At 49.8% G+C, this 24,980-nt stretch carries 25 protein-coding genes; 13 read left to right on the forward strand and 12 right to left on the reverse strand.

Annotation, left to right across the window (positions count from 1 at the left end):
• Positions 1 to 160: 160 nt before the first annotated feature.
• From JJE36_06250 to JJE36_06300, 11 genes are all read left to right on the forward strand, one after another.
• Positions 161 to 1,318 (forward strand): C40 family peptidase, encoded by a 1,158-nt coding sequence (locus tag JJE36_06250; GenBank protein ID MBK5211891.1) that lies wholly within the window; start codon positions 161 to 163, stop codon positions 1,316 to 1,318.
• A 93-nt stretch (positions 1,319 to 1,411) separates the two neighbouring features.
• The gene (locus tag JJE36_06255; GenBank protein ID MBK5211892.1) at positions 1,412 to 3,181 is read left to right on the forward strand and encodes an indolepyruvate ferredoxin oxidoreductase subunit alpha; all 1,770 of its coding nucleotides are present in this window, start codon (positions 1,412 to 1,414) and stop codon (positions 3,179 to 3,181) included.
• Positions 3,182 to 3,183: 2 nt separating this feature from the next.
• Complete coding sequence (locus tag JJE36_06260; GenBank protein ID MBK5211893.1) at positions 3,184 to 3,777, forward strand: indolepyruvate oxidoreductase subunit beta; 594 nt, start codon at positions 3,184 to 3,186, stop codon at positions 3,775 to 3,777.
• Positions 3,778 to 3,781: 4 nt separating this feature from the next.
• A complete protein-coding gene (locus JJE36_06265) occupies positions 3,782 to 4,201 on the forward strand; it encodes an amino acid-binding protein (protein MBK5211894.1) in 420 nt (139 codons plus the stop codon).
• Positions 4,202 to 4,259: 58 nt separating this feature from the next.
• Positions 4,260 to 6,407 carry an ABC transporter substrate-binding protein gene (locus JJE36_06270; GenBank protein MBK5211895.1) on the forward strand — a complete coding sequence of 716 codons (2,148 nt, stop codon included), beginning with the start codon at positions 4,260 to 4,262 and terminating at the stop codon, positions 6,405 to 6,407.
• Positions 6,407 to 7,258, forward strand: coding sequence for a branched-chain amino acid ABC transporter permease (locus tag JJE36_06275; protein MBK5211896.1), 852 nt, complete (start codon positions 6,407 to 6,409; stop codon positions 7,256 to 7,258). Before JJE36_06270 ends, JJE36_06275 begins: the two co-directional genes overlap by 1 nt.
• Complete coding sequence (locus tag JJE36_06280) at positions 7,258 to 8,022, forward strand: ABC transporter ATP-binding protein (protein MBK5211897.1); 765 nt, start codon at positions 7,258 to 7,260, stop codon at positions 8,020 to 8,022. The genes JJE36_06275 and JJE36_06280 overlap by 1 nt, the downstream gene beginning before the upstream one ends.
• A gap of 24 nt (positions 8,023 to 8,046) precedes the next feature.
• Complete coding sequence (locus JJE36_06285) at positions 8,047 to 9,351, forward strand: phenylacetate--CoA ligase (protein MBK5211898.1); 1,305 nt, start codon at positions 8,047 to 8,049, stop codon at positions 9,349 to 9,351.
• Positions 9,352 to 9,369: 18 nt separating this feature from the next.
• The gene (locus JJE36_06290; GenBank protein MBK5211899.1) at positions 9,370 to 9,864 is read left to right on the forward strand and encodes a hypothetical protein; all 495 of its coding nucleotides are present in this window, start codon (positions 9,370 to 9,372) and stop codon (positions 9,862 to 9,864) included.
• Between the two features lie 17 nt (positions 9,865 to 9,881).
• Entirely contained in the window at positions 9,882 to 10,211 is a 330-nt protein-coding gene (locus JJE36_06295) for a hypothetical protein (protein MBK5211900.1), read from the forward strand.
• Between the two features lie 258 nt (positions 10,212 to 10,469).
• Positions 10,470 to 11,681 carry a chloride channel protein gene (locus JJE36_06300; GenBank protein MBK5211901.1) on the forward strand — a complete coding sequence of 404 codons (1,212 nt, stop codon included), beginning with the start codon at positions 10,470 to 10,472 and terminating at the stop codon, positions 11,679 to 11,681.
• 207 nt (positions 11,682 to 11,888) lie between these two features.
• Here the strand turns inward: JJE36_06300 and JJE36_06305 are convergent, their stop codons facing one another.
• The 3 genes from JJE36_06305 to nrdR form a co-directional block, all read right to left on the reverse strand.
• Positions 11,889 to 13,247, reverse strand: coding sequence for an NCS2 family permease (locus tag JJE36_06305; GenBank protein MBK5211902.1), 1,359 nt, complete (start codon positions 13,245 to 13,247; stop codon positions 11,889 to 11,891).
• Between the two features lie 86 nt (positions 13,248 to 13,333).
• On the reverse strand, positions 13,334 to 13,777 hold the full coding sequence (gene dut / locus JJE36_06310) for a dUTP diphosphatase (GenBank protein MBK5211903.1): 444 nt from the start codon (positions 13,775 to 13,777) through the stop codon (positions 13,334 to 13,336).
• Complete coding sequence (gene nrdR / locus JJE36_06315; GenBank protein MBK5211904.1) at positions 13,778 to 14,224, reverse strand: transcriptional repressor NrdR; 447 nt, start codon at positions 14,222 to 14,224, stop codon at positions 13,778 to 13,780. It lies immediately after the preceding gene.
• 423 nt (positions 14,225 to 14,647) lie between these two features.
• On the opposite strand from nrdR, the gene lexA reads away from it, so the two are divergent.
• Together lexA and JJE36_06325 are read left to right on the forward strand one after the other, a co-directional pair.
• Positions 14,648 to 15,307 carry a transcriptional repressor LexA gene (gene lexA, locus JJE36_06320; protein MBK5211905.1) on the forward strand — a complete coding sequence of 220 codons (660 nt, stop codon included), beginning with the start codon at positions 14,648 to 14,650 and terminating at the stop codon, positions 15,305 to 15,307.
• Complete coding sequence (locus JJE36_06325) at positions 15,308 to 15,832, forward strand: hypothetical protein (protein ID MBK5211906.1); 525 nt, start codon at positions 15,308 to 15,310, stop codon at positions 15,830 to 15,832. It abuts the gene before it with no gap.
• Here the strand turns inward: JJE36_06325 and hflX are convergent.
• The 9 genes from hflX to JJE36_06370 form a co-directional block, all read right to left on the reverse strand.
• Complete coding sequence (hflX, locus tag JJE36_06330; GenBank protein MBK5211907.1) at positions 15,744 to 17,054, reverse strand: GTPase HflX; 1,311 nt, start codon at positions 17,052 to 17,054, stop codon at positions 15,744 to 15,746. The genes JJE36_06325 and hflX overlap by 89 nt on opposite strands.
• Before the next feature lie 35 nt (positions 17,055 to 17,089).
• Entirely contained in the window at positions 17,090 to 18,250 is a 1,161-nt protein-coding gene (locus JJE36_06335) for an LL-diaminopimelate aminotransferase (GenBank protein MBK5211908.1), read from the reverse strand.
• Between the two features lie 57 nt (positions 18,251 to 18,307).
• Entirely contained in the window at positions 18,308 to 19,195 is an 888-nt protein-coding gene (locus tag JJE36_06340; protein ID MBK5211909.1) for a diaminopimelate epimerase, read from the reverse strand.
• 2 nt (positions 19,196 to 19,197) lie between these two features.
• Positions 19,198 to 20,142 carry a tRNA (adenosine(37)-N6)-dimethylallyltransferase MiaA gene (miaA, locus tag JJE36_06345; GenBank protein ID MBK5211910.1) on the reverse strand — a complete coding sequence of 315 codons (945 nt, stop codon included), beginning with the start codon at positions 20,140 to 20,142 and terminating at the stop codon, positions 19,198 to 19,200.
• Between the two features lie 35 nt (positions 20,143 to 20,177).
• On the reverse strand, positions 20,178 to 21,521 hold the full coding sequence (miaB, locus tag JJE36_06350; protein ID MBK5211911.1) for a tRNA (N6-isopentenyl adenosine(37)-C2)-methylthiotransferase MiaB: 1,344 nt from the start codon (positions 21,519 to 21,521) through the stop codon (positions 20,178 to 20,180).
• A gap of 53 nt (positions 21,522 to 21,574) precedes the next feature.
• Positions 21,575 to 22,663: an ATP-binding protein gene (locus JJE36_06355; protein MBK5211912.1), complete on the reverse strand. Its 1,089-nt coding sequence runs from the start codon at positions 22,661 to 22,663 to the stop codon at positions 21,575 to 21,577.
• Between the two features lie 20 nt (positions 22,664 to 22,683).
• A complete protein-coding gene (gene rny, locus JJE36_06360) occupies positions 22,684 to 24,216 on the reverse strand; it encodes a ribonuclease Y (protein ID MBK5211913.1) in 1,533 nt (510 codons plus the stop codon).
• Positions 24,217 to 24,437: 221 nt separating this feature from the next.
• The gene (locus JJE36_06365) at positions 24,438 to 24,854 is read right to left on the reverse strand and encodes a RecX family transcriptional regulator (GenBank protein MBK5211914.1); all 417 of its coding nucleotides are present in this window, start codon (positions 24,852 to 24,854) and stop codon (positions 24,438 to 24,440) included.
• 42 nt (positions 24,855 to 24,896) lie between these two features.
• Positions 24,897 to 24,980 (reverse strand): IS3 family transposase (locus tag JJE36_06370; protein MBK5211915.1); only part of this gene is annotated, 84 nt, incomplete at its 5' end.

The following is a 24,980-nucleotide window of genomic DNA, read 5'->3' on the forward strand; positions in this document are numbered from 1 at the left end:
GGCAGGGAGAAACTCGATCAGAATCTGCCTATTCTTTCTTTGATGCATGTCAAATAGCCTCATGACCGTGCGCATAACGGTAACTTAACATCTTATATCGTTTTGATTACATTTGGCAGCCTGCAAATATTTGCAGGCTGCTTGCTTGTATTATGTAAATATGAAGTATTTCAATGATTCATATCGCACGACCGCTTTCTCAACCGTTACACTTCTGGCGGTTTCGTTGCTTTGCGTTGCACTTTTTGCAGCGACGTTACCTGCGAAAACATTTGCTGCGAGTACGGCTGCTCAGATCGCTGATGCGAGACAAAAGGCAACCGCTGCGCGCGCTCAGCAGGATCGGCTTGCAAATGATCTCGAGTCTGCTTCAGAAGATTACAGCCAAGCTGCATCGAACCTGCAGAGCACCAAGTCCGATATTTTTGTTGCGGAAAATAAACTCAAAGTCGCCCAGACAAACTATGATGCGGCGCAGCTTCAGTTGAATAATCGTGCTGCTTCCATTTATAAAAGTGAAGGTTTGACCATGTTCGACGTCATCTTGGGAGCTTCCAGTTTCTCAGAATTGGCGACTCGTCTCGGCTTGATGTCTCTTCTCAGCGAGCAAGACTCACAATTGCTTTCGACAATCCGTGCTTCGAAATCACAGCTGGAGTATGCCAAGTACGATCTCGACGCCAAGAAAAAGTCTCAAACGGAAACAGCGCAAAGCCTTATCGAGAAGAAGCGCACGATGGAAGCATTGTACGCGGAACAACAGCAAGAGCTTAATTCGCTGAACGGTACGATAAAAAAATTAATTGCCCAGCAACGTGCGGATGCTGAAAAAGCTGCTCGAGCTTTTGGGAGTTTAGGATCGAACAGATCCGTTGTGGGGGGCCGCAAGTTTTTAGGAGCGGGTTCTTTGGGACAACCGCATCCGGGCGTCGTCGCCGAAGCCGAAAAATACATCGGACGCCCGTACCATTGGGGATCTTCCGGCGGTATTTGCAAAATTCACGGCGGCCCTGCCGCGTGTTTCGACTGCTCCGGTCTTACACAGTATTGCTATAATTCGATAGGAATCAGTATTCAGCGCAACAGCCGAGCTCAGTATCGGGATGAATCGAGTGCATTCATACCTGCAGATAGGAAAGATTTGCTCGAACCCGGTGATCTGTTGTTCTTCGGTTACGATGCAAATCCCAATCGAATCCATCATGTCACCATCTATGCCGGTGAAGGTTTGATGATTCATGCGCCTCAAACCGGAATGCAGGTTTCGGAAACATCTTTGAGTTTGCGCTCGGATTATGTGGGCGCCGTTCGTCCGTAGTCATATCGATCATGGTTGTGGACATTCCGAATCGACTGCTATTATGGTTGGTGTCGTGTTTGTTCTGTCTGCGATCTTCGACGAGGATATCATATGAGTGAAAAACTATTACTTTCCGGTAATGAGGCGATTGCCTACGGCGCGTGGGAAGCCGGCGTCGACATCGGTGTCGGATATCCTGGAACGCCTTCGACCGAAACTCTGGAAGCTCTTTCGAAAAAAGCGGATGTTTATACCGAATGGTCTCCGAATGAAAAAGTCGCACTCGAAGTGGGGGCCGGCGCTTCTTTTTATGGGTCGCGTGTGTTGGTTACCATGAAACACGTCGGGCTCAATGTCGCGGCTGATCCGCTCTTCACCCTCGGATACACCGGTGTCAACGGTGGGCTCGTTTTGCTCGTCGCCGACGATCCCGGAATGCATTCGAGCCAAAACGAACAGGATTCTCACAATTACGCTCCTTTCGCCGGTGTCATCATGCTCGATCCTTCGGATCCGATTGAAGCGTACGAAATGGCGAAGAATGCCTTTAAGATTTCGGAAAAATTCGACACGGTCGTAATATTGCGAAGTTCGGTACGCGTCGCTCACACGAAGGAAATGGTGGAAGTCGGTCGTCGTGGGGAGACGAAGAAGCGTGCGCTTGTCCGTGATCCGAAAAAATGGGTCATGATGCCTGCTTTCGCTAAAATCGCGCGTGAAAAGCTGGATGATAAATTTGTCGACATCGCACGGTATTCAAACGATTCAAAACTCAACCGAGCTGAATTGCGTGATAAAAAAATCGGCGTCGTGTGCGCAGGCGCCGTTTATCATTATGTTCGGGAGGCTGATTCCGATGTCTCCGTGTATAAAGTCGGCATTTCAAATCCGCTACCGCTTGAGGAGATACGTTCATTCGCGTCTCAAGTAGACGAACTGTATGTTGCCGAAGAGGCCGATGATTATTTCGAGCGCTCATTGGCGACTGCGGGAATCGCATGCAAACCGCTGTCTGTTCCCCGTCGTGGCGAACTCACTCCCGAGCTCATTAAAAAAGGGCTCGGCTATTCGAATTTGTCACCGCACGAGAACCCCGAACAAGTCATCGCGCGGCCGCCTCTTCTTTGTGCGGGGTGCCCCCATCGCCCGGTCTTTTATGCGCTGCATAAAATGGGAGCGATAGTCACGGGAGATATAGGTTGCTATACGCTGGGAGCGATTCCTCCTTTAAACGGCATCGATACGTGTGTGTGTATGGGTGCTTCCGTTTCGATGGCTCACGGAATCGAAGTGGCGGACAACTTGGCAAAACAACGCGGCGAAACGGATGAAGTAATCCCTCCCGTCGTCGGTGTGATAGGGGACTCAACGTTTGCGCATTCGGGAATCACCGGAGTCATCAATACCGTGTACAACGGTGGAGCCGGTACGATCGCCATCCTCGACAACCGCATCACCGCCATGACCGGGCATCAAGGAAATCCCGTCAACGGAATCACTTTGCAACATCGACCTTCTCATGAACTCGAACTCGAGCCTTTTCTCAAGGCATGCGGTGTCACACGTGTCCGTACCGTCGACTCCACGGATATTGATGCCGTCACACAGGCGCTCGAAGAGGAAACGAATGCGCCGGAGTACTCGGTCATTATTTTCCGCTCTCCGTGCATTCTGCTTACGAGAACGTGGCCTGCGGCTTACGCGTGCGACTCAGATAAATGCAGAGGTTGTAAGATTTGCACGAAGCTTGGGTGCCCTGCGCTTTCTTTCGACGAAATCACGCGAAAAGTGACTATCGAAGCCGGTGCCTGTAAGGGCTGCGGGCTTTGCGCCCAGGTGTGCACCTTCAGAGCTCTTACGCAAACGGAAAGCGAGGTGTAGATATGGACACGAAAACGGTGCTGTTATGCGGTGTCGGAGGCCAAGGCACGATACTTGCCGCCGATATTTTGGCGAAAGTCGCTGCCGCTGCCGGGCTGAAAGTGAAACTTTCCGAAGTTCACGGAATGGCTCAGCGGGGAGGATCCGTCACCACCATCGTTCGTTTCGGCGAGAAGGTGCATTCTCCGGTTACCGATCCGGGTTGTGTTGATGCGCTTGTTTCCTTCGAGATATTGGAAGCGTTGCGAAATGCCCATTTTCTCAGTTCCGAAGGAATAATTTTTGTAAACGATGAGCTTAATGAGCCCATGTCGGTGCGTATCGGAGCTCAAAAAATCGAAAACGACCCGGTCGCCGAACTTAAAAAAAGAAAAGCACACTTCATTCCTGCGACGGAGACTGCAATTTCTGTGGGTAGCCCTCGTTCTGCAAACGTCGTTTTGCTCGGGGCGCTTTCAAGAGTTCTTCCGTTCGATGAAAATTTATGGTTAGATGTAATCGAGGCACGTGTTCCGGAAAAGACACTCGAAGGAAATATCGCTGCTTTCAAGGCGGGACGCGGTTTTTCATCCCGCATGGACAAAGAGGAAAGGTGAAGCGATGAGCGTCATACAGCTCAGTGTGTTCATTGAGAACAAAGCCGGTCGAATCACTGAAATTACGGATACGTTGGCACAAGCACAACTTAACATTCGAGGATTTGCGGTCTCTGATACGGCCGAATACGGAATTGTGAGAGTTGTCGTCGATAACCCGAATAAGGGTAAAGAAGCATTGACAAAGGCCGGATTCACGGTAAAAGAAACTCCCGTCATAGTGATCGATATGCCGCATGATCGACCGGGTGGTTTGGCTTCTGCGCTTAAGGCGGTTTCTGACGCGGGGGTAAACATCGAGTATGTTTACAGTTTGATATCGACATTTTTAGCCATTAACGTCGGGGATGTTGAAAAAGCGACGGAATTGTTGAAGAATACTAATGTCGAGCTCGTCACGCCGGAACAAATAGCGGCCTATTAGAAATGTCGACCGCCGTTGCGGATCTTCGTGCACGTTTTGTATCATCGGTACGCTGCGCTTGAGACAGGAACTTATCATCAGAGGACGTATATTAAGATATTCGATTGCAGTGCTCATCGCCGCCATGGTCGTGGCACTCTCCGGAATCATAACAGGTTGCTCGAGCACTACCGTCGAGCAGTCTTCGTCACAAGATAAGTCTCCCATACGCATAGGTGCCATTCTCTCATTGAGTGGCACCTATGCTTCTATGGGGGCAGTTCAGAAACAAGCCCTCGATCTCGAAGTCGCTCAAATCAATTCCAGCGGAGGAGTAAACGGCCATCCTCTTTCCGTGATCATCGAAGATGATGCGACAGAAGAATCCAAAGCCGTATCGGCTGCAGAAAAGCTCGTCAACCGGGACCGTGTCGTGGCACTCATCGGTGCCACGGGGACGGGACCGACGATGGCGGTTCGTTCCGTCGTCGAGCAGGCCGGTATTCCGCAAGTGTCCATGGCGGGTGGCAATGTGATCACCGGCAAGCTTTCTCACAATGTCTTCCAGACACCTTGGACGAACTCGCTTCTCCTCGATAACCTGTTTTCGTATCTTTCCCGGCAGGGATACACCAAGATCGCTTTGGTCACCGACTCGGGAGGTTACGGCAAAGACGGACGAGCTATGGCGCTGGAGAAGGCGAAGAAATACGGTATGACGCTTGTGGTCGACACCACATTCCAGCCTAACGACACCGACATGTCATCACAGGTCGGTATCGTGAAGCGTAGCACGGCGCAGGCGGTTGTTTTATGGAATGCGGGAAAAGAGGCCGCAACATTCGTCAAGCAAGCAAAGACGAGCGGAGTAAACATCCCTTTGTTCGGCGGTTCCGGACAGGCGAGGCAGGAGTTCCTCGACGGTGCCGGTTCGAGTGCGCAAAATTATACGATTATCACCGGTAAATCCTTCGTTCCGAGTTCCTGGCAGGCGGGTTCCGATGAATACAAGGTAAACACGGCATTCTCAAGCCGATTTAAAAACAAGTACGGAAATACTCCCGATATATTCGCCGGTCACGCTTACGATGCTCTGCATTTGTTGGCGAGCGCCATCGGTTCGAGCAATGAGCTGAAGTCTGTGAAAACAATTGACAGCAGTGCCGGAACGTACATCATCTCTTCTCTCGAACGTACAAAAAATTTCACGGCGTTCGGAGGAAAATTCACCTATACGGTAAAAGACCATAACGGGTTGGGTTCTCAAGACATCTCGTTTTTCCATGTGGACAAAGGCGAATGGAAGAGCGGTCCGAGTTCGGCTGTCTACGGTGCTGCCCCAAAGACCACCGTTCTTTCGCAAATCTTCGATTTCTTATTCGCTTCGCTGAAAAACGGTGCGATTTATGCGCTGATCGCTCTTGGGTTCATCGTGGTTTTTTCTGCGACCGGAGCCATCAACTTCGCTCAAGGAGAATTCGTGATGCTCGGGGGGATGAGTGCCGCTTGGCTCTACGGACAGGGGCTTCCGGTGTTGTTGGCTGTTTTTGTTTCTGCTTTAGCTTCGGTGGTCATCGGATGGCTTTTCGACAGAGTGCTGATTCGTCCTCTCGGAAAAGACAACGGTGTTCGTATCGTCATCATCACCGTCGGCGCATCGGTGCTCTTGAGGCAAATCGCCCTCAGAGCATTCGGTCCGGATGAATTGGCAATGCCGAGTTGGTTTGCGGGCGCACCGATCCACGTTTTCGGAGCGGCCGTAGAAGTGCAAACGTTAGTTCTCTTTGCCCTGACGGCACTGTGTTTCGGCGGCTTTTATCTCATTTTCAAAAAGACGAGATTCGGCTATGGGATGCGTGCCAATGAACAGTCGAGCGAAGAGGCCCAACTTTGCGGTGTCGAAATAGAGAACATCGTCACGCGATCGTTTATCATCGCCAGTTTATTCGGCGCTCTTATCGGATGCGCCCTCACGCCGCTTGTTCAAATGGCATTTGATGGGGGTATCACGCTGGGCATCAAAGGATTCACCGTTGCGATATTGGGAGGCCTATCGAATCCGATGGGTGCGCTCGGTGCCGGAGCACTTCTCGGCGGACTTGAAACCGCGACGGGGACATTCATCGATCCCATCTATAAAGACGTGGTTGCTTATGTCGTTTTGATTCTCGTTCTTATCGTTAAGCCTTCGGGCATTTTCGGCGGAATAGATAAGGAGAAACATTAATGGCATTCACTCTTCAAATCATCGGATTTCTTCTGATAAATATAACGGTTGTTTCCGGTCTCGTCGTTCTTTACGGATATTGTAACCAGATTTCGCTTGCGCAGGGTGCATTCTTCGGTGTCGGTGCCTACTCGATGGCAATCGCCACGACGCGGTTTCATGTTTCGGCATGGGCCGGGCTGTTGATTGCAATTTTCATCTCCGCCGTTTTCGGAAAAATCATCAGTTTGCCGGCTCTCAAACTCAAAGGGCACTATCTTGCGATGGGCACACTTGCTTTCGCCGAGCTTATGCTTTGGGTCTTTACCGAAGCCACTCCCGTAACGGGAGGAATCGACGGAATCGGCTCCATCGGATCTTTCGGAGGCAGATCGGTCACTTTTGCAGTTTGCGTGCTGGTGACACTGCTCGTGCTTTTGTTCACGCGGAACATCATAAAAGGAATTCCCGGAGAATGCATGAAGGCCATCGCCTCCTCCGAGCACGGTGCGAGGGCTTGTGGCATCGCTGTAGAGGAGATTAAGGCGAACGCCTATATCTTTGCGAGCGTGACCGCCGGAATCGGTGGAGCGCTTTATGCGTCTCTCGTCGGGTTTATCAGCCCGACGTTGTTTGCGGCCTCCGCATCGATTATGTTTCTCGCGATGGTTGTCATCGGCGGCAGGAAATCACTCATCGGACCCATTCTGTCCGTGGTTGCTTTGACGTTCATTCAATACAGCGTCGTGATCTTGCCGATACCGAATGGCGCCGTTCGGACCTTTTTGTCGAGCGCGCAAGTCGATTTTTATGCGTTGCTCATCATCGCGCTCATGCTCATCCAGGCGAGAAGGGAACGCACATGTCGCTGATGGAAGTAGCACATATTTCGAAATCATTCGGCGGCCTGAAGGCTGTCGACGATATATCTTTCGATATCGCACCGCATACAATAACCGGGCTCATCGGACCGAACGGGGCGGGAAAGTCCTCGTTGTTCAACTGTTTGAGCGGATTCGATGCGTTCGATGGGGGAAGTGTCATACTCGACGGGCAAAACCTCGCCTCGGGAAAACAGCGAGATTTCTTCGAGGCGGGAGTCGCCCGTACTTTTCAAAATACGTCGCTCTTCGATGACATGACGGTTCTTGAAAATATCATCGTGGCGCTCTCTTGCGAAAGAGGCGCCGATTTCATCTCCGCTTTGCTGGGAAAGTTTTCGACGCGTAACGGCAATGGTGAAAATGAAGAGGCGGCGCAGCTTTTGCTATCGAAATTTTCGCTTGAAGAGATCAAAGATAAGGACTGCGGCTCTCTCGGCGCCGGGCAAAGACGCTTAGTGGAGGTCGTTCGCGCCTGTGCGCTGCAACCTAAAGTGGTTTTGCTCGATGAGCCGGCGGCCGGACTCAATGCGACGGAAACCTCCCATCTCATGAACGTCATCAAAAGAATTTGTGACATGGATATCGCCGTCATCGTCGTCGAACACGACATAAGGCTCATCATGGGAATCAGCGACGATATCATTTGCATGGACCGGGGCAGAAAAATCGCGCAAGGTCCTCCGCATATCATACAAAAAGACGAAGCTGTCATCGAGGCCTACCTCGGTCGCGTAAAAAATTCGGTATTATAGAAAGAGAGAACCTAAGGAGCCTGTATGCCTATTTGGAATCCTGAAATTGAGACGATGCCACGCGCTAAGCTCGAAGAGTTGCAGCTTAAGCGACTGAAGAGCAGTGTGGCTTGGGCGTATGAACGAGTTGAATATTACAGAAATCGCATGGATGCGTCGGGGGTCTCTCCTCAAGATATAAAAACGCTTAACGATGTCGAAAAACTCCCTTTCACCGATAAGTCGGCGCTTCGTGATACCTACCCGTTCGGTATGTTCGCCCTTCCGCTCGAAGATGTCACGCGTCTCCACAGTTCGAGTGGAACGACCGGCAAGCCCATCGTCGTCGGCTATTCGAAAGCCGATCTGAATACATGGACCGATTTATGCGCGCGCGTCGCTTCGCAGGCTGGTGTCGTGAAAAGCGATCGAGTCGATATGGCGTTTCTCTATGGCATGTTCACAGGCGGGTGGGGGATGCATTACGGTATGGAGCGCACCGGGGCGACGATGATTCCCGCGGGTTCGGGAAATACCGAGCGCCACTTGATGATGATGAAAGACTTCGCCACGACGGTGCTCGTTTCGACTCCGAGCTATGCGCTTTATCTCGCCGAGCAAGGGGAGAAGCTGGGATATGATTTCGAAAAACTGCCTTTGCGCCTCGGTGTTTTCGGAGGGGAACCGTGTACGGGCAAGCTCCGTCAACAGATCGAGGAACGTCTCCATATAGAGGCTACAGACAACTACGGCCTGTCTGAAGTGGGTGGACCGGGTGTGTCGGGAGAATGCCACGCACACGTCGGACAGCATATCGCCGAGGACCAGTTTCTGGTTGAAATCGTCGATCCCCTCACCGGTAAGGCTTTACCTTACGGCGAGCTCGGGGAACTCGTCATCACCACGCTGAACAAGGAAGCATTTCCGATTTTCAGATATCGGACTCACGACTTGACGCGTTTGCACCCCGAAAAATGTGAGTGCGGGCGGACACACGTTCGTATGGAACAAGTTCGCAAACGTACCGATGACATGCTCATCATTCGCGGTGTCAACGTGTTTCCGAGTCAAATCGAGGATGTTTTGTACACCATTGAAGGCGTGCAACCTCGGTATCAAATTATTGTCGATCGTGTGCACAACTTAGATGATATTTCACTTAAGATAGAGATAGATGCTGCACTTTTTTCGGATAAAATGGCAGATATGGTCGCGATGGAGAAAAAGATCATCGCGAATACGAAGTCCGTTCTCGGACTTCGCGCCAAAGTCATTTTGGTTGAGCCGGGATCTCTCGAGAGAACGCAGGGCAAATCGAAGCATGTTCTGGATTTGCGGGACAAAGACTGACGTATGATAGGTTGAAAAGTGAAGCCACACAGAGAAGCAATCGATTTTCTCATCCATCGCATCAAAATGTTTGAGAATATCTATGGAGCTATCGCTACCGGCACCGATAGTGGTGCTTTCGGTCCTCTTTCAATACCTTCGGACACCGCATATGACATCGAGAAGACGTGTAAAGAAATCATTGCCGACGTGGATACGATTGCGCTGCAACAAGTTCTCATCGAGTGTGCCACGGCTATAGGAGATGCGTCCCACCTTCTCATCGAGTCAATCGAGCGTGGCGACAGGCTTTGTCTTGAAGAGGCGAAGATACCCGATACGAATGAGCAGCTATTTTCGAAGTTCTACTCTCATCGAAAGACTGACATCTGCGAAAATGTTCTCATTGATTCTCACTACTACAAAGATGCCGGAGACTACATCAAAAAGGCAATCGAGCTCTTACGGGCACCGGCGTACAAAATTGGCATGGACATAAGCTCCCTCGAAAACGAAGGTGGCATTTTTCTGTGATGGCGTTCAAAGGAAAAATGAATCCATACTATTCCGAGAGTTCGTTTCGTGTTCGTATTACGAAAATCGATGAATACGATGACATGGAATTCGACTGGCACGATGACATTTTATACTCGGGGAGAAGTCTGGATACCTTTATCGGTGATCCGATTCAAATGCACACTATGTGGAAGATCGACATCGTGGAGCTTGCCACGGATGTCGTAGCCGCAACAGTGGATAATCTTGAATCGCGTGAAAAGGCCGAGGAAATCTCCGCCGATATCAGAGCTGATCTGTTGGTGCTTTCTGTAATTGAGTTCGTCATTAAATATTGCCCCGGGTTCCATCGAACCGTCTCATAGGCATGCGATATCGTCATACGTGCAAGGGGATACTCCCTATTCAATACCCTCAGGTCAGAACCTCACGAAAGTCACATAACATATATTATCATACATAATGCTATCTTTATGAGTCATATAGGGAGGTGCTCAACTGGAGCGGTTACGATGCTGGTGCTACAATGATAAAGGTACGAGCACTGCAGTGACTCGCACTGCTATGACTTGTCAATAAATAATCCCGTGGTATACCAAGAAAACAAATTTTAGGAATTATAAGTGAACCTTTCACATTCTGCAAAACAGTATGGCGAAGTTGCGATTCTATCAGCCATAGCTATCGTTATCGGGGCTGCAATCGGTGGCCTCGATGCCGTATTCGGACATGTTCTCATATATGTGAGTAACCTCAGGACAGCGCATCCATGGTGGCTCATCCCGATCCTGCCTTTTGCCGGTCTCGTTATCGCGTATATGTATAACTATGCCGGGAAAGATTGCTATAGAGCCATGGCGCTTGTTTTTGAGGCCGGTCACGGTGAGAGGGACAATCTCCCATTGCGCCTCATACCGTTGGTCATAGTCAGCACCTGGATTACGCATTTATTCGGCGCCAGTGCCGGACGTGAAGGCGTCGGTATGCAAATCGGCGGAGTTATAGGCAACCGTGTCGGAAAGATGGTACCGATAAAGAATGCGCCGAAGATTCTTTTGTTGGCTGGAATGGCTGCTGGTTTTTCCGGGCTCTTCCAGACGCCGTTCGCTGCCTTTTTTTTCGCACTTGAGGTTCTTACGGCCGGGCGCCTCGAGTATGATGCTTTAGTGCCTATTTTCGTCGGTTCGTTTGTCGGCGATTTGGTGGCGGCCAGACTCGGTATGCCTAAATTTGCAATGCCACTTCAAATCAGCTTTCAATTGACTTGGATGTTTGCAGCAAAATGTGTTTTGCTTGGGATCGTGTTCGGTGTGGTTGGAAGACTGTTTGCCGAATCCCTCGAACGAACAAGAAATTATTTCAGGAGCTTCTTTTTCGAGAAACCTTTCAAGCAAATATTCAGTGTCGGCATCGTCGTTGCGGTGCTTTCACTGCTGCTCTTTTCGGGTCGGTACAGCGGTTTGGGAGAAAACCTCATAGTGGATGCCTTTCAGGGACACGCTTATTACTACGACTGGATACTAAAACTTTTTCTCACTATAATCTCGCTTGCTGCTGGATTTCGCGGAGGCGAAGTTATGCCTCTCTTTGTGATCGGAGCGGCGCTCGGAGCCGTTTTGGCCCCCTATTTTGGGGTTCCGCTGGTATTAGCAGTCGCGCTCGGCTATGTAGCCGTTTTCGGTGCGGGCACGAACACCATGCTTGCTCCGATGTTCGCAGGTGCCGAAATTTTCGGATTCCATTATTTACCGTTGTTTTTCATAGTCTGTTTGATTGCGTATTTCTTCAACGGGAACAAATCGATATATCACTTGCAAAAACATGAAATGCTGTAAACGTTTGATATCTGTAGCTACATCAACTCATATGTCGAGCTTCTCAAATAACTCCGTCGGAACATTTCGTCATGCGCTTGTACAACAGCGTTTCAATGACGGCGATCATTCCACTCATGAGAAATTGCGGGATCCTCTGGGAGGAACCCGCAATTTTCACTCTGTATGAAAAATTACCTTACGGCATAAGAAATGCCCACTTCGAATCTATTTGCTGACGAGCGCGAGAAGCGGCGCTTGTAAAAATACAAGCAAGAATGCCACCGAAGCAACCCACATGAGAGGTTTTATTTCGCTGAACTTGCCACGGCACAGCTTAATGACGACAAAGCTTATGAAGCCGAGCCCGATGCCGTTGGTGATGCTGTAGGTCAATGGAATGGCGATGATGGTCATAAACGCCGGGAAGCCGATTTCCATATCATTCCAGTCGATGTTCTTAACGGGCGACATCATCAAAAAGCCTACTGTGATCAAGGCTCCTGCCGTCGCCGCCGAAGAAACGACGCCGAGCAACGGTGAGAAGAATACAGCCACCAAGAACAAAAGACCGGCGACGATGACGGTGATACCGGTACGTCCGCCCTCACCTACACCTGAGGCCGATTCGACGTATGAAGTAATCGAGCTGGCGCCCATGAATCCACCGACGGCAGCTGCCGCTGAGTCGACGAGGAGAATAGAACGGACATCTTCGACGTTACCCTCTTTGTCGACGAATCCGGCCTCTTCTCCGATGCCGACTACGGTTCCCATGGTGTCGAAGAAGTCGGTCATGAGAATCGAGAATACGAAGAGAAGCAGCACCGGGGTAAACACTTGTACAAGCGCAATCGAACCATTCACTCGTTGGAAAGGCGCAGCAAAAGTCGAAAAGTCCGGAAGAGCGACAATCGATGTCGGAATGCGTGAAACGCCGAGCAAAATCGAGGCAATCGCAGCCACGATGATACCGATGAGGAAATCACCTTTAATCTTGAATGCCATCATGATGGCAGTGATTGCAAGACCGATGAACGCAACCCATACCGTCTTGCTGGTGAAGTCTCCGAGCGCAACCAACGTAGAGTCGTTTGCAACGATGATTCCGCCGCTTTTGAGTCCGATAAATGCAATGAACAGACCGATGCCTACGGCGATTGCTCGTCTCAGGCCGACCGGTATCGCATTCATGATCGCCTCACGCAAACCGACGAGAACGAGAACCGTGATGATGATACCTTCGACGAAGACTACGCCCATCGCAACTTGCCACGGTACTTTCATTCCCAGAATCAGCGTGTATGCGACGATTGCGTTGATACCCATTCCCGAGGCCAACGCAATCGGTCGATTCGCGAAAATTCCCATGGCGATACACATCACCGCTGCACCGATACATGTCGCCGTCAATGCACCCGTAAACGGAACTGCAGTACCGAGAGGCAACCCCTTGATGTCACTGAGCGAGAGGATGTTCGGGTTCACGAAGATGATGTATGCCATCGTAAGGAAGGTCGTGATACCGGCAATAATTTCTGTCGATAGTGAACTTCCTCTCTCCGTATACTTAAAAAACTTATCCATTCCTTTTCCCTTCCTTGATAAACTGCCCGAACTGATGCTGCCCTTATATGAAAATCGGTTTCTCGCCGATGGCCATCTTTTGAAATCTACTGCTCTCCGGTGCTACCGAATCCTCCGTCCGCACGTACCGTTTCATCTAAATCTTCGACGATTACCGGAGTTGCAGACGCAAAAGGTAAGATGACCAGTTGAGCTATGCGGTCACCGGCGTGAATATTTATTTCAGTAGTCGAATCCAAATTGATGGCCGGTATTTTTATTTCACCGCGATATGCGCTGTCGATGAGACCGGGCGTGTTGACGAGAGAAAGTCCGTACTTTATCGCCATACCGCTTCTGGGCTGCACGAATCCGGCAAAACCCGGAGGTATGGCCAAAGAAATTCCCGTCGGGATCAGCTTACGCTCAAATGGCTGCAGCGTTACGTCGACAGCGGAACGAAGATCCATACCGGCATCTCCGCTGTGCGCATAAGAAGGGACTCGAATGTCTTCTGACAATAGTTTTATGGGAAGCTCGACATCCATCATCTACCCGATATTCTTAAGTTCACGTGTGAATTCATCAAGATCTTGGAAGTTTTTATATACAGAAGCAAACCTGATATATGCGACGCGATCGAGCTCCTTGAGCCTGACCAACACCATATCACCGAGTTGCTCTGAGTCGATCTCATATTTAAATGAATTTTGGAGAGAAGTTTCTATATCGGAAATCAGTTCATCGATTTGTGAACCGGCGATCGGTCGCTTCGTAGCGGCGACCATGAGACCGCGCCTAAGCTTCGCGTGGTCGAAAGGCTCGGACGATCCATCTTTCTTAATGACTAAGAGAGGCTGTTCTTCGCAACGCTCATACGTGGTGAATCGTTCGCCGCATTGCAGGCATTCTCTTCGACGACGAGTCGCATTCTGCGAGTCGGCATTTCTTGAATCAATGACTTTGCTCTCTTGATGTCCACAGACTGGACAGCGCATACTGTGCCCCTAGATTTAGCATAGCGTTCAATTCCCAATACCATATATAGCGTATCACAAGATGATTGAAGTTAAAGAACAAATTAGGACCGGGGGAAATTTTTTAGAGTGAGAACAACCAAACCGCCGCCAGAGCGATGACGGATATCTCGATGAGACCGATCGGTGGTTGTGCAGTTGCCTCTTTGACGATTGATTTGACGAAACGAGCCATTTCGATTCCTTCCTCACGGTTTTCTTCCCACCCAATGTACCAGGTGCATCGGACACATATGCGAACAAGTGTTCGTAGTAATAATAGTATGCGAACAAGTGTTCGGTGTCAAGCGATAAGCGAACATTTGTTTGTAAATTTCTTGAGGTGCTGTTAGACTATGTGGTAAGAGAAATAATCATCATGAGTGAGAGTTTTGAGGAGCCTATATGGTGCATCAAAAGATTACAGCCAAGCAAGAAGCTGTATATGATTACATCAAGAGCTATATAGAGCTCAACTCATTTCCCCCTTCGGTGAGGGATGTCGCCGAAGCACTCGGCGTGTCCTCCCCGGCCACCATCCACGGACATATTTCCACTTTGGTCGAGAAGGGGTATCTCAGCCGAAATGCCGGTAAGTCGCGTGCTCTCTCCCTCCTCGCAGACCCGCAGGATCGGGAGAGCATTTTAAAGGATAACGAAGGGCCATCGGATCCCGGACTGAGCTATGGAGAGGTAGTCGGAGTGCCCGTGGTCGGCTCTGTGGCCGCCGGATCCCCTATCCTCGCAGAGGAAAATATAGAGGACACATATGCACTCCCCGCGTCTTTAATCCACGGTGAAACATATATGTTGCGCGTAAAAGGCGAATCGATGATCAATATCGGTATTTTCGATGGTGATTTAGTCATAGTGAGAAAGCAGGATACTGCCAACAACGGAGATGTCGTCGTTGCCCTACTCGAAGACAGCGCGACGGTAAAGACATATTATCGCGAGGCGAATCGTATACGATTGCAACCTGAGAATGATACTATGGAGCCGATTTATTCGACCGATGTCCGCATCGCAGGAAAAGTGGTCGGGCTCTTGAGGATGGGACTGTAAGTGAAAACGGCAATACTGTATTCGACCCACTTCGGCTACACGGGCGAAGCCGCGTTAGCATTGAAAGAAGCACTGAAAAAACCTGCCAAAGTGATACCGTTCGATAACTTGAATCCTCCGAAAATTGAGGAATATGACACGATTGTCCTCGGCTCTTCGATTCGTATGGGTCTGATCAACCCTGATTTTCGAAGTTGGTTGGAGAAGAATAAGCTCGAATTGGCCTCGAAACGTATTGCACTATTTCTAGCCTGCGGTTTTCCCAAAGATTTCAATACATATATTCAGAATAATTTTCCAAGAGAAATCATCGAATCCTCGATTTCGACGGTCGCCATCGGCGGAAAGCTCGACGGGAAAATGAAGTGGTTCGACCGTCTGCTCGTCAAACTCATGAAGAAGCAGGTTGAAAAATCTGGGGGAAGCCCAATCGTTCCTACTCTTTCGAATTTCGATGATCTTGTTGCGGCTCTTGAGAATACGGAGCAAAAGTCGCCGAGTATCGGCGCGGAACCCTCAGTGTAAGTTCGGTGCCGGCCTCCCCGTATGATTCGCTTATGAGGCTTGTATGCTCGTGGGCGAATTGAACCAGGTCTCCTCTCGTGTAAGGCAGGAGTACCTGCATGAGAGTCGTGCTTTCCGAAGCGCGTCTCTCTATCTCGCCGGTCAACGCCTCGAATCCACTTCCGTCAAGCGCCGAGACGGCGACGGAGCCGGGATAACGTTCCAAAAGTTTTGATAGTTCTCCCTTTTCAAGGGTATCCGATTTATTCCAAACAATGAGAGCGTCGATTTTCTCGGAGTCGATTTCTTGCAATACCACTTGCACTGCGTCGAGCAACTCTTTGCGAAATTGCGATCCAGCATCAACGACATGCAACAACAAATCGGCATCTTGGACTTCGGCGAGTGTTGATTGAAAAGCGGCAACCAATTCATGGGGCAACTTATTGATGAATCCGACGGTATCGGTAAGCGTTGTTTCCCGCCCGCTCGGAAGGGTGAACTGTCGTGTCGTCGAATCGAGTGTGGCGAAAAGCTTATCGTACGTCAGCACATGAGAGCCGGTCAGAGCGTTGAGAAGTGTCGATTTTCCCGCATTCGTATAACCGACGAGGGACACGCGGTAAATGCCACTGTTCAACCGTCGAGTCCTTTGAGTTGTTCTTTGGCGCTCAACCACACGCAAGACTTCTTTAAGTGTCGCTATGCGCTTCCTGGCAAGTCTCCGGTCTGTTTCAAGTTGAGATTCACCGGTTCCGAATCGTGCGCCGACGCCACCACCGAGTTTTTCTTTCACCAAATGCGACCACATACCGCGAAGACGAGGTAATTCGTATTCCAATGTCGCCAGTTCGACCTGGAGTTTTCCTTCGCGAGTTTTTGCATGGAGCGCGAAAATATCGAGAATGAGAGCGGTTCTATCCATGACGCGTACATCTTCACCGAAGATTTTTTCGAGATTAGCCTGTTGTCGCGGGTTGAGCTCGTCGTCGAAAATAACATAATCGGCGCGCTCGGCAACGGCCGTTTGTCTCACTTCTTCTGCTTTTCCACTTCCGATGAAGGTGGCCGGATGAGGCGCGTCGAGCCTTTGGGAGGTTGTTCCCACGACATCTCCCCCCGCAGTATCGACGAGTCGGGCGAGTTCAGCCAGAGACTCTTCGAGGCTCCACGATCCGCCGGTCGATGTTTCAATGGCAATGAGCACCGCACGAGGGCGGTACTCATCAGTTGAACCGGTTATGTCGATTATATCTTGAGCCAATTAGAGAAGCACCTTTATCCCAATGCTTTCATGCGGTTGAGAGCTTCGACGAGTCGGTCATCCTCAGTTGCGAGTGAAATACGGAAATAGCCTTCACCATAAGGGCCATAGGCGGTGCCCGCCGCTATGATGACGTGCGCCTCGTCGAGTACTCTCGAGGCATATTCTTGTGAAGTGTAGCCGACAGGCACCTGTGCCCAGATGAAAATGGTTCCTTTGGGATCGTGCGCCTTGAGGCCCATGTCGCCAAGCGTCTCGATTACGAGATCGCGCCGATGCTGATATAAAGAGGCCATCGCCTTTACGTCGCTTTGATCACCGAGAAAAGCTTCGATTGCCGCATCTTGCACAGCGGTGAATATGCCCGAATCGATATTGGACTTGACGGTGCCGAGCGTCTTGATGGCATCGGCATTTCCGACGGCGAACGCACAGCGCCAACCCGTCATGTTGTAAGACTTGGAAGTTGAAAAAATTTCAATACAGCAATCCATCGCGCCTGGTCGAGAAAGAATACTCGGAGCAACATAGCCGTCGAAAGTGATATCGCAATAAGCGTTGTCATGTACGAGAAGCAAGTTGTGCTTCTTTGCAAAAGCAATGGCTTTGTCGAAATACTCGACGGGGGCTGCGGCGCTCGTCGGGTTAGACGGATAACTCAAAATCATCATCTGTGCTTCTTTAAGAACATCTGCAGGAGTCGATTCGAAATCGGCAAGCCAACCGTTTTCCTCACTCATCGGCATCCAGTGGGATTTCGAATCGTTGAGAACGGCACCGCCGTCATAAACCGGATAGCCGACTCCGGGAATAAGCGTATAGGCACCTGCATCGACGAACGCAGGAAAGAGGTGCGCAATACCTTCTTTGGAGCCGATGAGACCGAGAACATTCGCATCCTTATCGACAGTGACGCCGAATCTATTCTTCATGAAGTCTGCGCAAGCCTGTCGGTAGGAAGGCGACCCCGAATAGGAAGGATATTGATAATTTTTAGGATTTCTGATGGCTTTGGCCATTGCCTCGATGATGCGATTCGGAGTCGGCTTATCGGGATCTCCGATACCCAAAGAAATCACATCGTGACCGGCCGCTTTGAGGGCATCACGCTTACGGTCAATTTCAGCGAACAGATAGGGGGACAGATTATCGAGTCGTTTTGCTGCAAATTTCACAGTGCTTCCCTTCCAGTAAAAGCCAACAGTTTATCAATGAGTCACGCATCGGAGTGCTTATTCCATGTTAGCATCAAAAACGCCTGTGAACACATTCTCCGCGTTTCCGGTCATAAAAATCGTTGCATCGTCTTTGATCTCGATGAGAAGGTCACCACCGAGTAGCTTGACGGTAACCTCGTCGCCGACGAGGTTCTTGATGTTGGCGGCATATGCCGCAGCGCTCGCACCGGTTCCGCAGGCAAGCGTTTCTCCCACGCCCCTCTCCCATACCCTCATCCTCAGGGTGGAAGCATCAATGACTTCGACGAATTCGACATTCGCTTTTGCCGGGAAGCCTACGGAGCATTCGATTTTCGGTCCGAGCGTGGTGACCAGTTCTTCAGAAATGGGCTCATTGAGGTCGCGCTCAAAAAGAATAGCGTGCGGATTGCCCATCGAGATGGCGGTTAAGAGAACTTCGCGACCGTCCACATTATATCGGGCGTCGATTACGCGACCATTCGAGTTTGCAACAAGCGTGGTCGGAACCGATGCAGGTTCCGCCGAGGCCTTCCCCATGTTTACCGTGGCTGACTCGAACGTCGTCCCGTCGGAAGCCACGTTAATTTTTATTTCTTTGACTCCCGCCAATGTTTCGAGCTTCAAACTCTTTCGCACGTGAGGAATAAGACCGTTTTCGTAGACGAAACGAGCAAAGCATCTGCTCCCGTTTCCACACATATCGGGAATGGTTCCGTCATTATTGGCAAACCACCATGAAAAATCGTTTTCGGGCGAAACGGCGTTTCTCACGAACATGATTCCGTCCGCTCCGATACCGAATTTTCTGTCGCACATTTTTATTACCTGTTCAGAGGCAAAGGTCAGATTCTCGTCTCGATCATCAATGACGATGAAATCATTGCCTATCCCCTGCATCTTAGTGAAATTGATTGGGCGCATCGCTACTGACCTTCCTCAAAAGACGAGATTATTTTATCCGCGTCGCGCATGATATCCGTTGCCGATTTATCATCGGTACAAATCCACTTTACACGCGGATCGTTCTTAAACCAAGTGAGCTGGCGCTTCGCGTAGCGTCGAGTATCCTGTTTAATCTGGTCAATGGCATCGCTGAGCACAACCCCTTCGGTGACGACACGCGATAATTCCTTATAACCTATCGCGTGAGAAGCCGTTATGGTATCGAGGAGACCGTTGTCGATAAGCTCCTCGACCTCCCCGAGAAGACCCTCGTTTATCATCATGTCGACTCGTTCGTTGATGCGGCGGTAAAGTTCCTCACGCTTAAGGTCTAATCCTATATAGCATGTCGGATAATGCGCAACTCTCGTTTTGAAATCTTTTGCAATGTCTGAATAGCGATAACCGGTATCTGCCATTTCAAGAGCACGTATCACCCGCTTAGTATTGTTCGGGTGTATCAAAACGCACGCTGAGGGGTCCTTTTCACGCAACTGTTCGAAAAGCGCTTGCGTACCTTCGTTTTCCAGTAAGGCTTCATATCCGGCACGGATGAGATTGTTTTCTTGCTCGCCCGGAGCAAAATCCATTTCGTCTAAAGCCGCACGTATATAAAGCCCGGTTCCACCACAAACCACGGGAAGAATTTCTTTTGCAAAACACTCATCGATTTTCATCCGAGCGTAGACCTGGTATTGGGCGGCGGAATAGGCCGAACCGAAATCGACGAGGTCGAGCCCGTAGTGGATGACACGTCGATTTTCAGGGAGCACTTTTGCGGTACCGATATTGAGATTGCGATATATCTGCATCGAGTCTGCGGAGAGTACCACTCCCCTCTTGATTACGGCAATATCTTGCGCAAGTCGACTTTTGCCGACTCCTGTCGGTCCGACTATCGCTATGACATAACCACGTTCTTTCATGAAGAATGCTCGTGCTCCTCAATAGAGTCGAGTGACTATTTCGATAAATTGTCCATGTCCGCTAGGCTTCCGGTCAGAAACCACGTTTGGGCAGTCTCAATTTTAACGTTTACGGTTTTGCCGACCAGCAGAGATGCGTCCGACTTTTCAGGCAGAGGAAAATGGACGACTTTCGATTGGCGGGAACGTCCCGTCAAAACCGCTTTATTACGTTTTGACGGACCTTCTACGAGAACTTCTTGTACGGTATCGAGAAGTCTTTGATTTTTTGAGAAAGCACTCGCTTGAATTTCCTCGACGAGTCGTTGGAACCTTTTCTGTGCAACTTCGGCGGGAACTTGGTTTGCCATCGTTGCGGCGGGAGTCCCCTCACGAGGGCTATAGATGAAGGTGAAAGCCTGATCGAACTTGCATGCGCGTACCAAAGAAAGCGTATCCTCGAAGTCTTGCTCCGTCTCTCCGGGGAATCCGACGATTACGTCGGTTGAAAGTGCTATGTCAGGCATGGCATCATATACTTTTTCGATCAATTTCAAGTAATCGTCACGTGTATAGATGCGGTTCATGGCTGTTAATATCGCGTCGGAACCACTTTGAAACGGAAGGTGCAAATAGTTCATACACGCCGGCGTGGAGGCCATGACCTCGATGGTTTCATCCGTCAAATCTTTCGGATGGCTCGTGGCGAAACTGATTCTTTTGATTCCGGTGTCGGCAACCCTGCTGAGTATCTCTGAAAAACGAGGTGCACCGTAGAGGTCGCGACCGTAACTGTTCACATTTTGTCCGAGCAGCGTGATCTCAACGACACCGTCTTCAACAAGTTTTTTTGCTTCTGCAACGATATCGTCCATCTTCCGTGAACGTTCTCTACCGCGAACATACGGCACTACACAGTAGGTGCAAAAGTTATCACATCCGACGGTGATCGGAAGCCATGCGTGATAAGAGCGTTCGCGAATCGTAGGCAGGTCGCTGGCAAAATTATCCGATTCATCGAGTAGTTGTACTTGAGGAGATTGAGAATCATGCGCGGCCTCGAGGAGCATGGGCAGACTTTCAATGTTTTGAGTTCCGAACACAACGTCAATGTGTCCCATTTGCTCGATTAATTTCACGCCGTCACGCTGCCCGATGCAGCCGCCTACGGCAATCAACACGTCGTTGCCGGCCGTCTTCAATGCCTTTAAGGAAGCGACTTGCCCCATCAGACGCTCGTCAGCCTTTTCGCGCACGCAACAAGTCATAAATACTACGACGTTGGCCTCGTTGGGAGTCTCGACGCGGGAAAGTCCCCTGTTCTCAAGAAGGCCTGAGACACGCTCGGAGTCATGCTTGTTCATTTGGCAACCGAAAGTCTGGATAAAATATGTTTTCATTGAATTTCGTGTTTTCCTATACGGAGTTTAATGGCGGTACACAGGCGATGATACTACTGTTCCTTGGCGTAATTGAAGGTCACGTGCACACAATCTTTGGCGATTTTAACTTTGACTTCATCGTTAAGCGATAGAAAATATTTTTGTGCCAAGGTATCGAATGCTTTTTCCAAGTCGATTTGAAAAGAACGCATGTCCGAAGAATGGATTTTCAAACCGCGTGGATCTTTGAATATGTCTGTTGACTTGACAATTGGATCGAAGCTGTTGGAAACCTTCTCGAACACAGTGGGGACTTTCCCGATTTCACCGTTGAAAATTCGATAGCAATTGCGAAGTGAGACATCCAGCCCCAGCCCCGAAGCACAAGAGCGGATATCGCTCGGTTCTTCCGAACGCGCCGGGCGCATCCAAAGAGAGATGGTGTCGATGTCTCGCGTCTGAGCTATCGCATCGGCATAGCTTTTGTATTGTTTGGATCCAAGGGCATAAAGGGTGGCCAACATTTCTGAAGGACTACCGAAGTAAACATCGATTTTTTTATTCGCCAAGGCAAATTCAACGACATTTCTTATAAGATTCTTGGGTCCCGATTCGACTTCGAAATCATTTTCTTTAATTCTTCGAACTTTGGGCCATCGCGACTGATCAGCCCGCTCCTTCAACTTGGATGTATCACTCTTTATCGAAAGCGAAGTTCCGCCCTTGTCCATCGAGGCCATCAACTCGCAGGTTTCGACGTTTTGACTGATGGAGAACAAGGCCATTCCTCGACCGTGCACTCCCCACTCATCGATCACCATGGTTTCCAACTTGCTTGTTACCCTTGGTTCGAAAATAAGGGATTGCATGTTTTCGGGAACCCCGACGCCGTCATCGAGAACGGTGATATGACGAAAGTCGCCCTCGGTATTCGTTGCCACGAATATCCGAGAACAACCGGCATCACGAGAATTTCTGAGAAGCTCGACGATAATATCTTCAACTGCGCGAATGTCATGCTTTGCTTGTCTGCGCTCGGCTTCCGAGGTCTTTAGGCGTACGAATCCTTGTCCGAGATTTTCCTCGACTTTCAAAAAAGTATCGCCGGAAACCTGCTCGACAAATGAAAGTAAAGAGCTATCCGATATATTTTCAGTCATAAGTTACGCCTATTTCCCACTTACTTTGCGTAGTCGACAGCACGACTTTCACGAACGACCATAACCTTGATTTGTCCGGGGTACTCAAGCTCCGCTTCGATTTCGGCGGCGATATCGCGGGCGAGCACGACTGCATCGGTATCATTTACCGCGGTCGGCTCGACCATGACGCGAATCTCACGACCGGCCTGCATCGCATAGGTCTTTTCCACTCCGGGATGAGAATTTGCTACAGCCTCGAGCTTTTCAAGACGTTTGATATAACTTTGCAGCGTTTCACGTCTTGCACCGGGCCGTGCAGCAGAGATGGCATCGGCCGCCATGACGAGAACCGCTTCGACGGTGTTCGGCTCGACATCGCCGTGATGCGCCTCTATGGCGTGTATAATCGCAGCAGGTTCACCGAGTCGGCGCGCAAGGTCGGCTCCGATAGTCGCATGAGGTCCTTCGATCTCATGATCGATAGCTTTTCCGAGGTCGTGCAACAACCCTGCACGTTGCGCGAGCGCTACATCGGCACCGAGTTCGGCAGCCATCACTCCGGCGAGCCATGAAACCTCCAACGAATGCTTCAAAACATTTTGACCATAGCTCGTACGATAGCGTAGACGTCCGAGCGTCTTAACGATCTCCGGGTGCAGGTTGTGAACTTGCGCATCGAAAGTTGCTTGCTCACCGGACTGCTGAATGGTTTCATTTACCTGACGCTCTGCTTTGTTGAACATCTCCTCGATGCGTGCGGGATGAATTCTGCCGTCTGCAATGAGTGTTTCAAGAGTGATTCGTCCGATTTCTCTACGAACGGGGTCGAATGAGGACAAAACAACTGCTTCCGGAGTATCGTCGATGATGAGATTGATGCCCGTCATCTGCTCGAAGGCACGGATGTTTCTGCCTTCGCGACCGATAAGGCGGCCCTTCATGTCGTCGCTGGGGATATGCACCACAGAAACCGTAGTTTCGGCCGTATGATCGGCTGCAACTCTTTGGATGGCGATGCTGATGATATTGCGGGCACGTTTATCTGCTTCTTCTTTTGCCTTTTGCTCCGCGTCTCGTATGAGCGTGGCGGCATCACGTTTCACTTCATCTTCGATTCGATTGATGAGTTCCGATTTCGCCTCGTCAGCCGTCATTCCAGCAAGTTGTTCGATACGAGCCATCTCTTGCTTAAGCAATTCATCGAGCTCTAACTCACGTTTTGCAATTTGTCCTTGCGCGGATGAAATTTGATGCTCGCGTTTATCGATTGATTCCGCACGGCGATCGATTGCCTCTTCACGTTGGATCAAGCGATGCTCCAACGAAGAAATTTCTTTACGACGTTCCTTGGACTCGTTCTCCTCGTTTTGTTTCATCTGGTAAATTTGGTCTTTTGCTTCGAGAAGAGTTTCCTTTTTTAAAGTCTCGGCCTGCTTTTCCGCATTTTTGAGCACGAATTCCGCTTCGTTCGCGGCACGCGAGCTCTTCGCATTCACAACATAGCGGTTAAGCAGATAGCCGAGGGCGAATCCTACAATGACAGTTACCAGGGCAATCAGTACAATATTCATGTGTACGCCCTCCTTTCATTTCAAATAATGATTCGTTTAAATACAAAGACAGCTTCCCGTGTTTACGGAAAGCCTGCGATGGGTCACTAGTGAGATGGACTACTGAGTATAGAAAATACAACCGTCGTATTTAAACTTTCAATAACCCCTACACACTACTAAATATATGCACAGCTTTTGAAGCTGAATCATCCATTACAGGCATTTAAATGATACCTCATTCAGCTGTTAGAATCTATATGAAATTCCTGCTCGCAACGCTCATGCAAAACCCTGTTGGCGATGTCGAATGAGTACCCTCGTGTAACAAGACGGCGAAAAGCTTTATCCCGTTGTTTTTTGTCGTTCATATCGAAACGTAAAACGAGTCTCATAGCCGTAGCAAGCTGAACGGACAAGGCATCTTCATCAAGTTTTTCTTGCAGAGTTGCCTCGATGAGGTCTTTTGGGAAACCTTTTTTCGCCAGTTTCTGCCGTATCTTTCGCGATCCTATGCCTTCTTCGATGCAGCGCTCGATGATTCTGACAAGATATTGCCCATCGTTGCAAAAAGATACTTCGGAAAGATATGCCGTGACTTTGTGGGCGACAGAGGCGGAAAACCCATCCTGTTTGAGTTTCGATGTGTAAATTGACAAGGTAAACGCAATTCGGGGGGTGCGGACGTTTTTCTGGACTTTTTAGGCCGCCATACTGAGGCTTTGCCGATATTCCATGGGACTCAGTCCCCCTAAAGACATCTTAATACGCTTCGTATTGTACCA

The sequence above is a fragment of the Coriobacteriia bacterium genome, from assembly GCA_016649875.1.
In the GTDB taxonomy this organism is placed as follows: Bacteria; Actinomycetota; Coriobacteriia; order WRKU01; family JAENWW01; genus JAENWW01.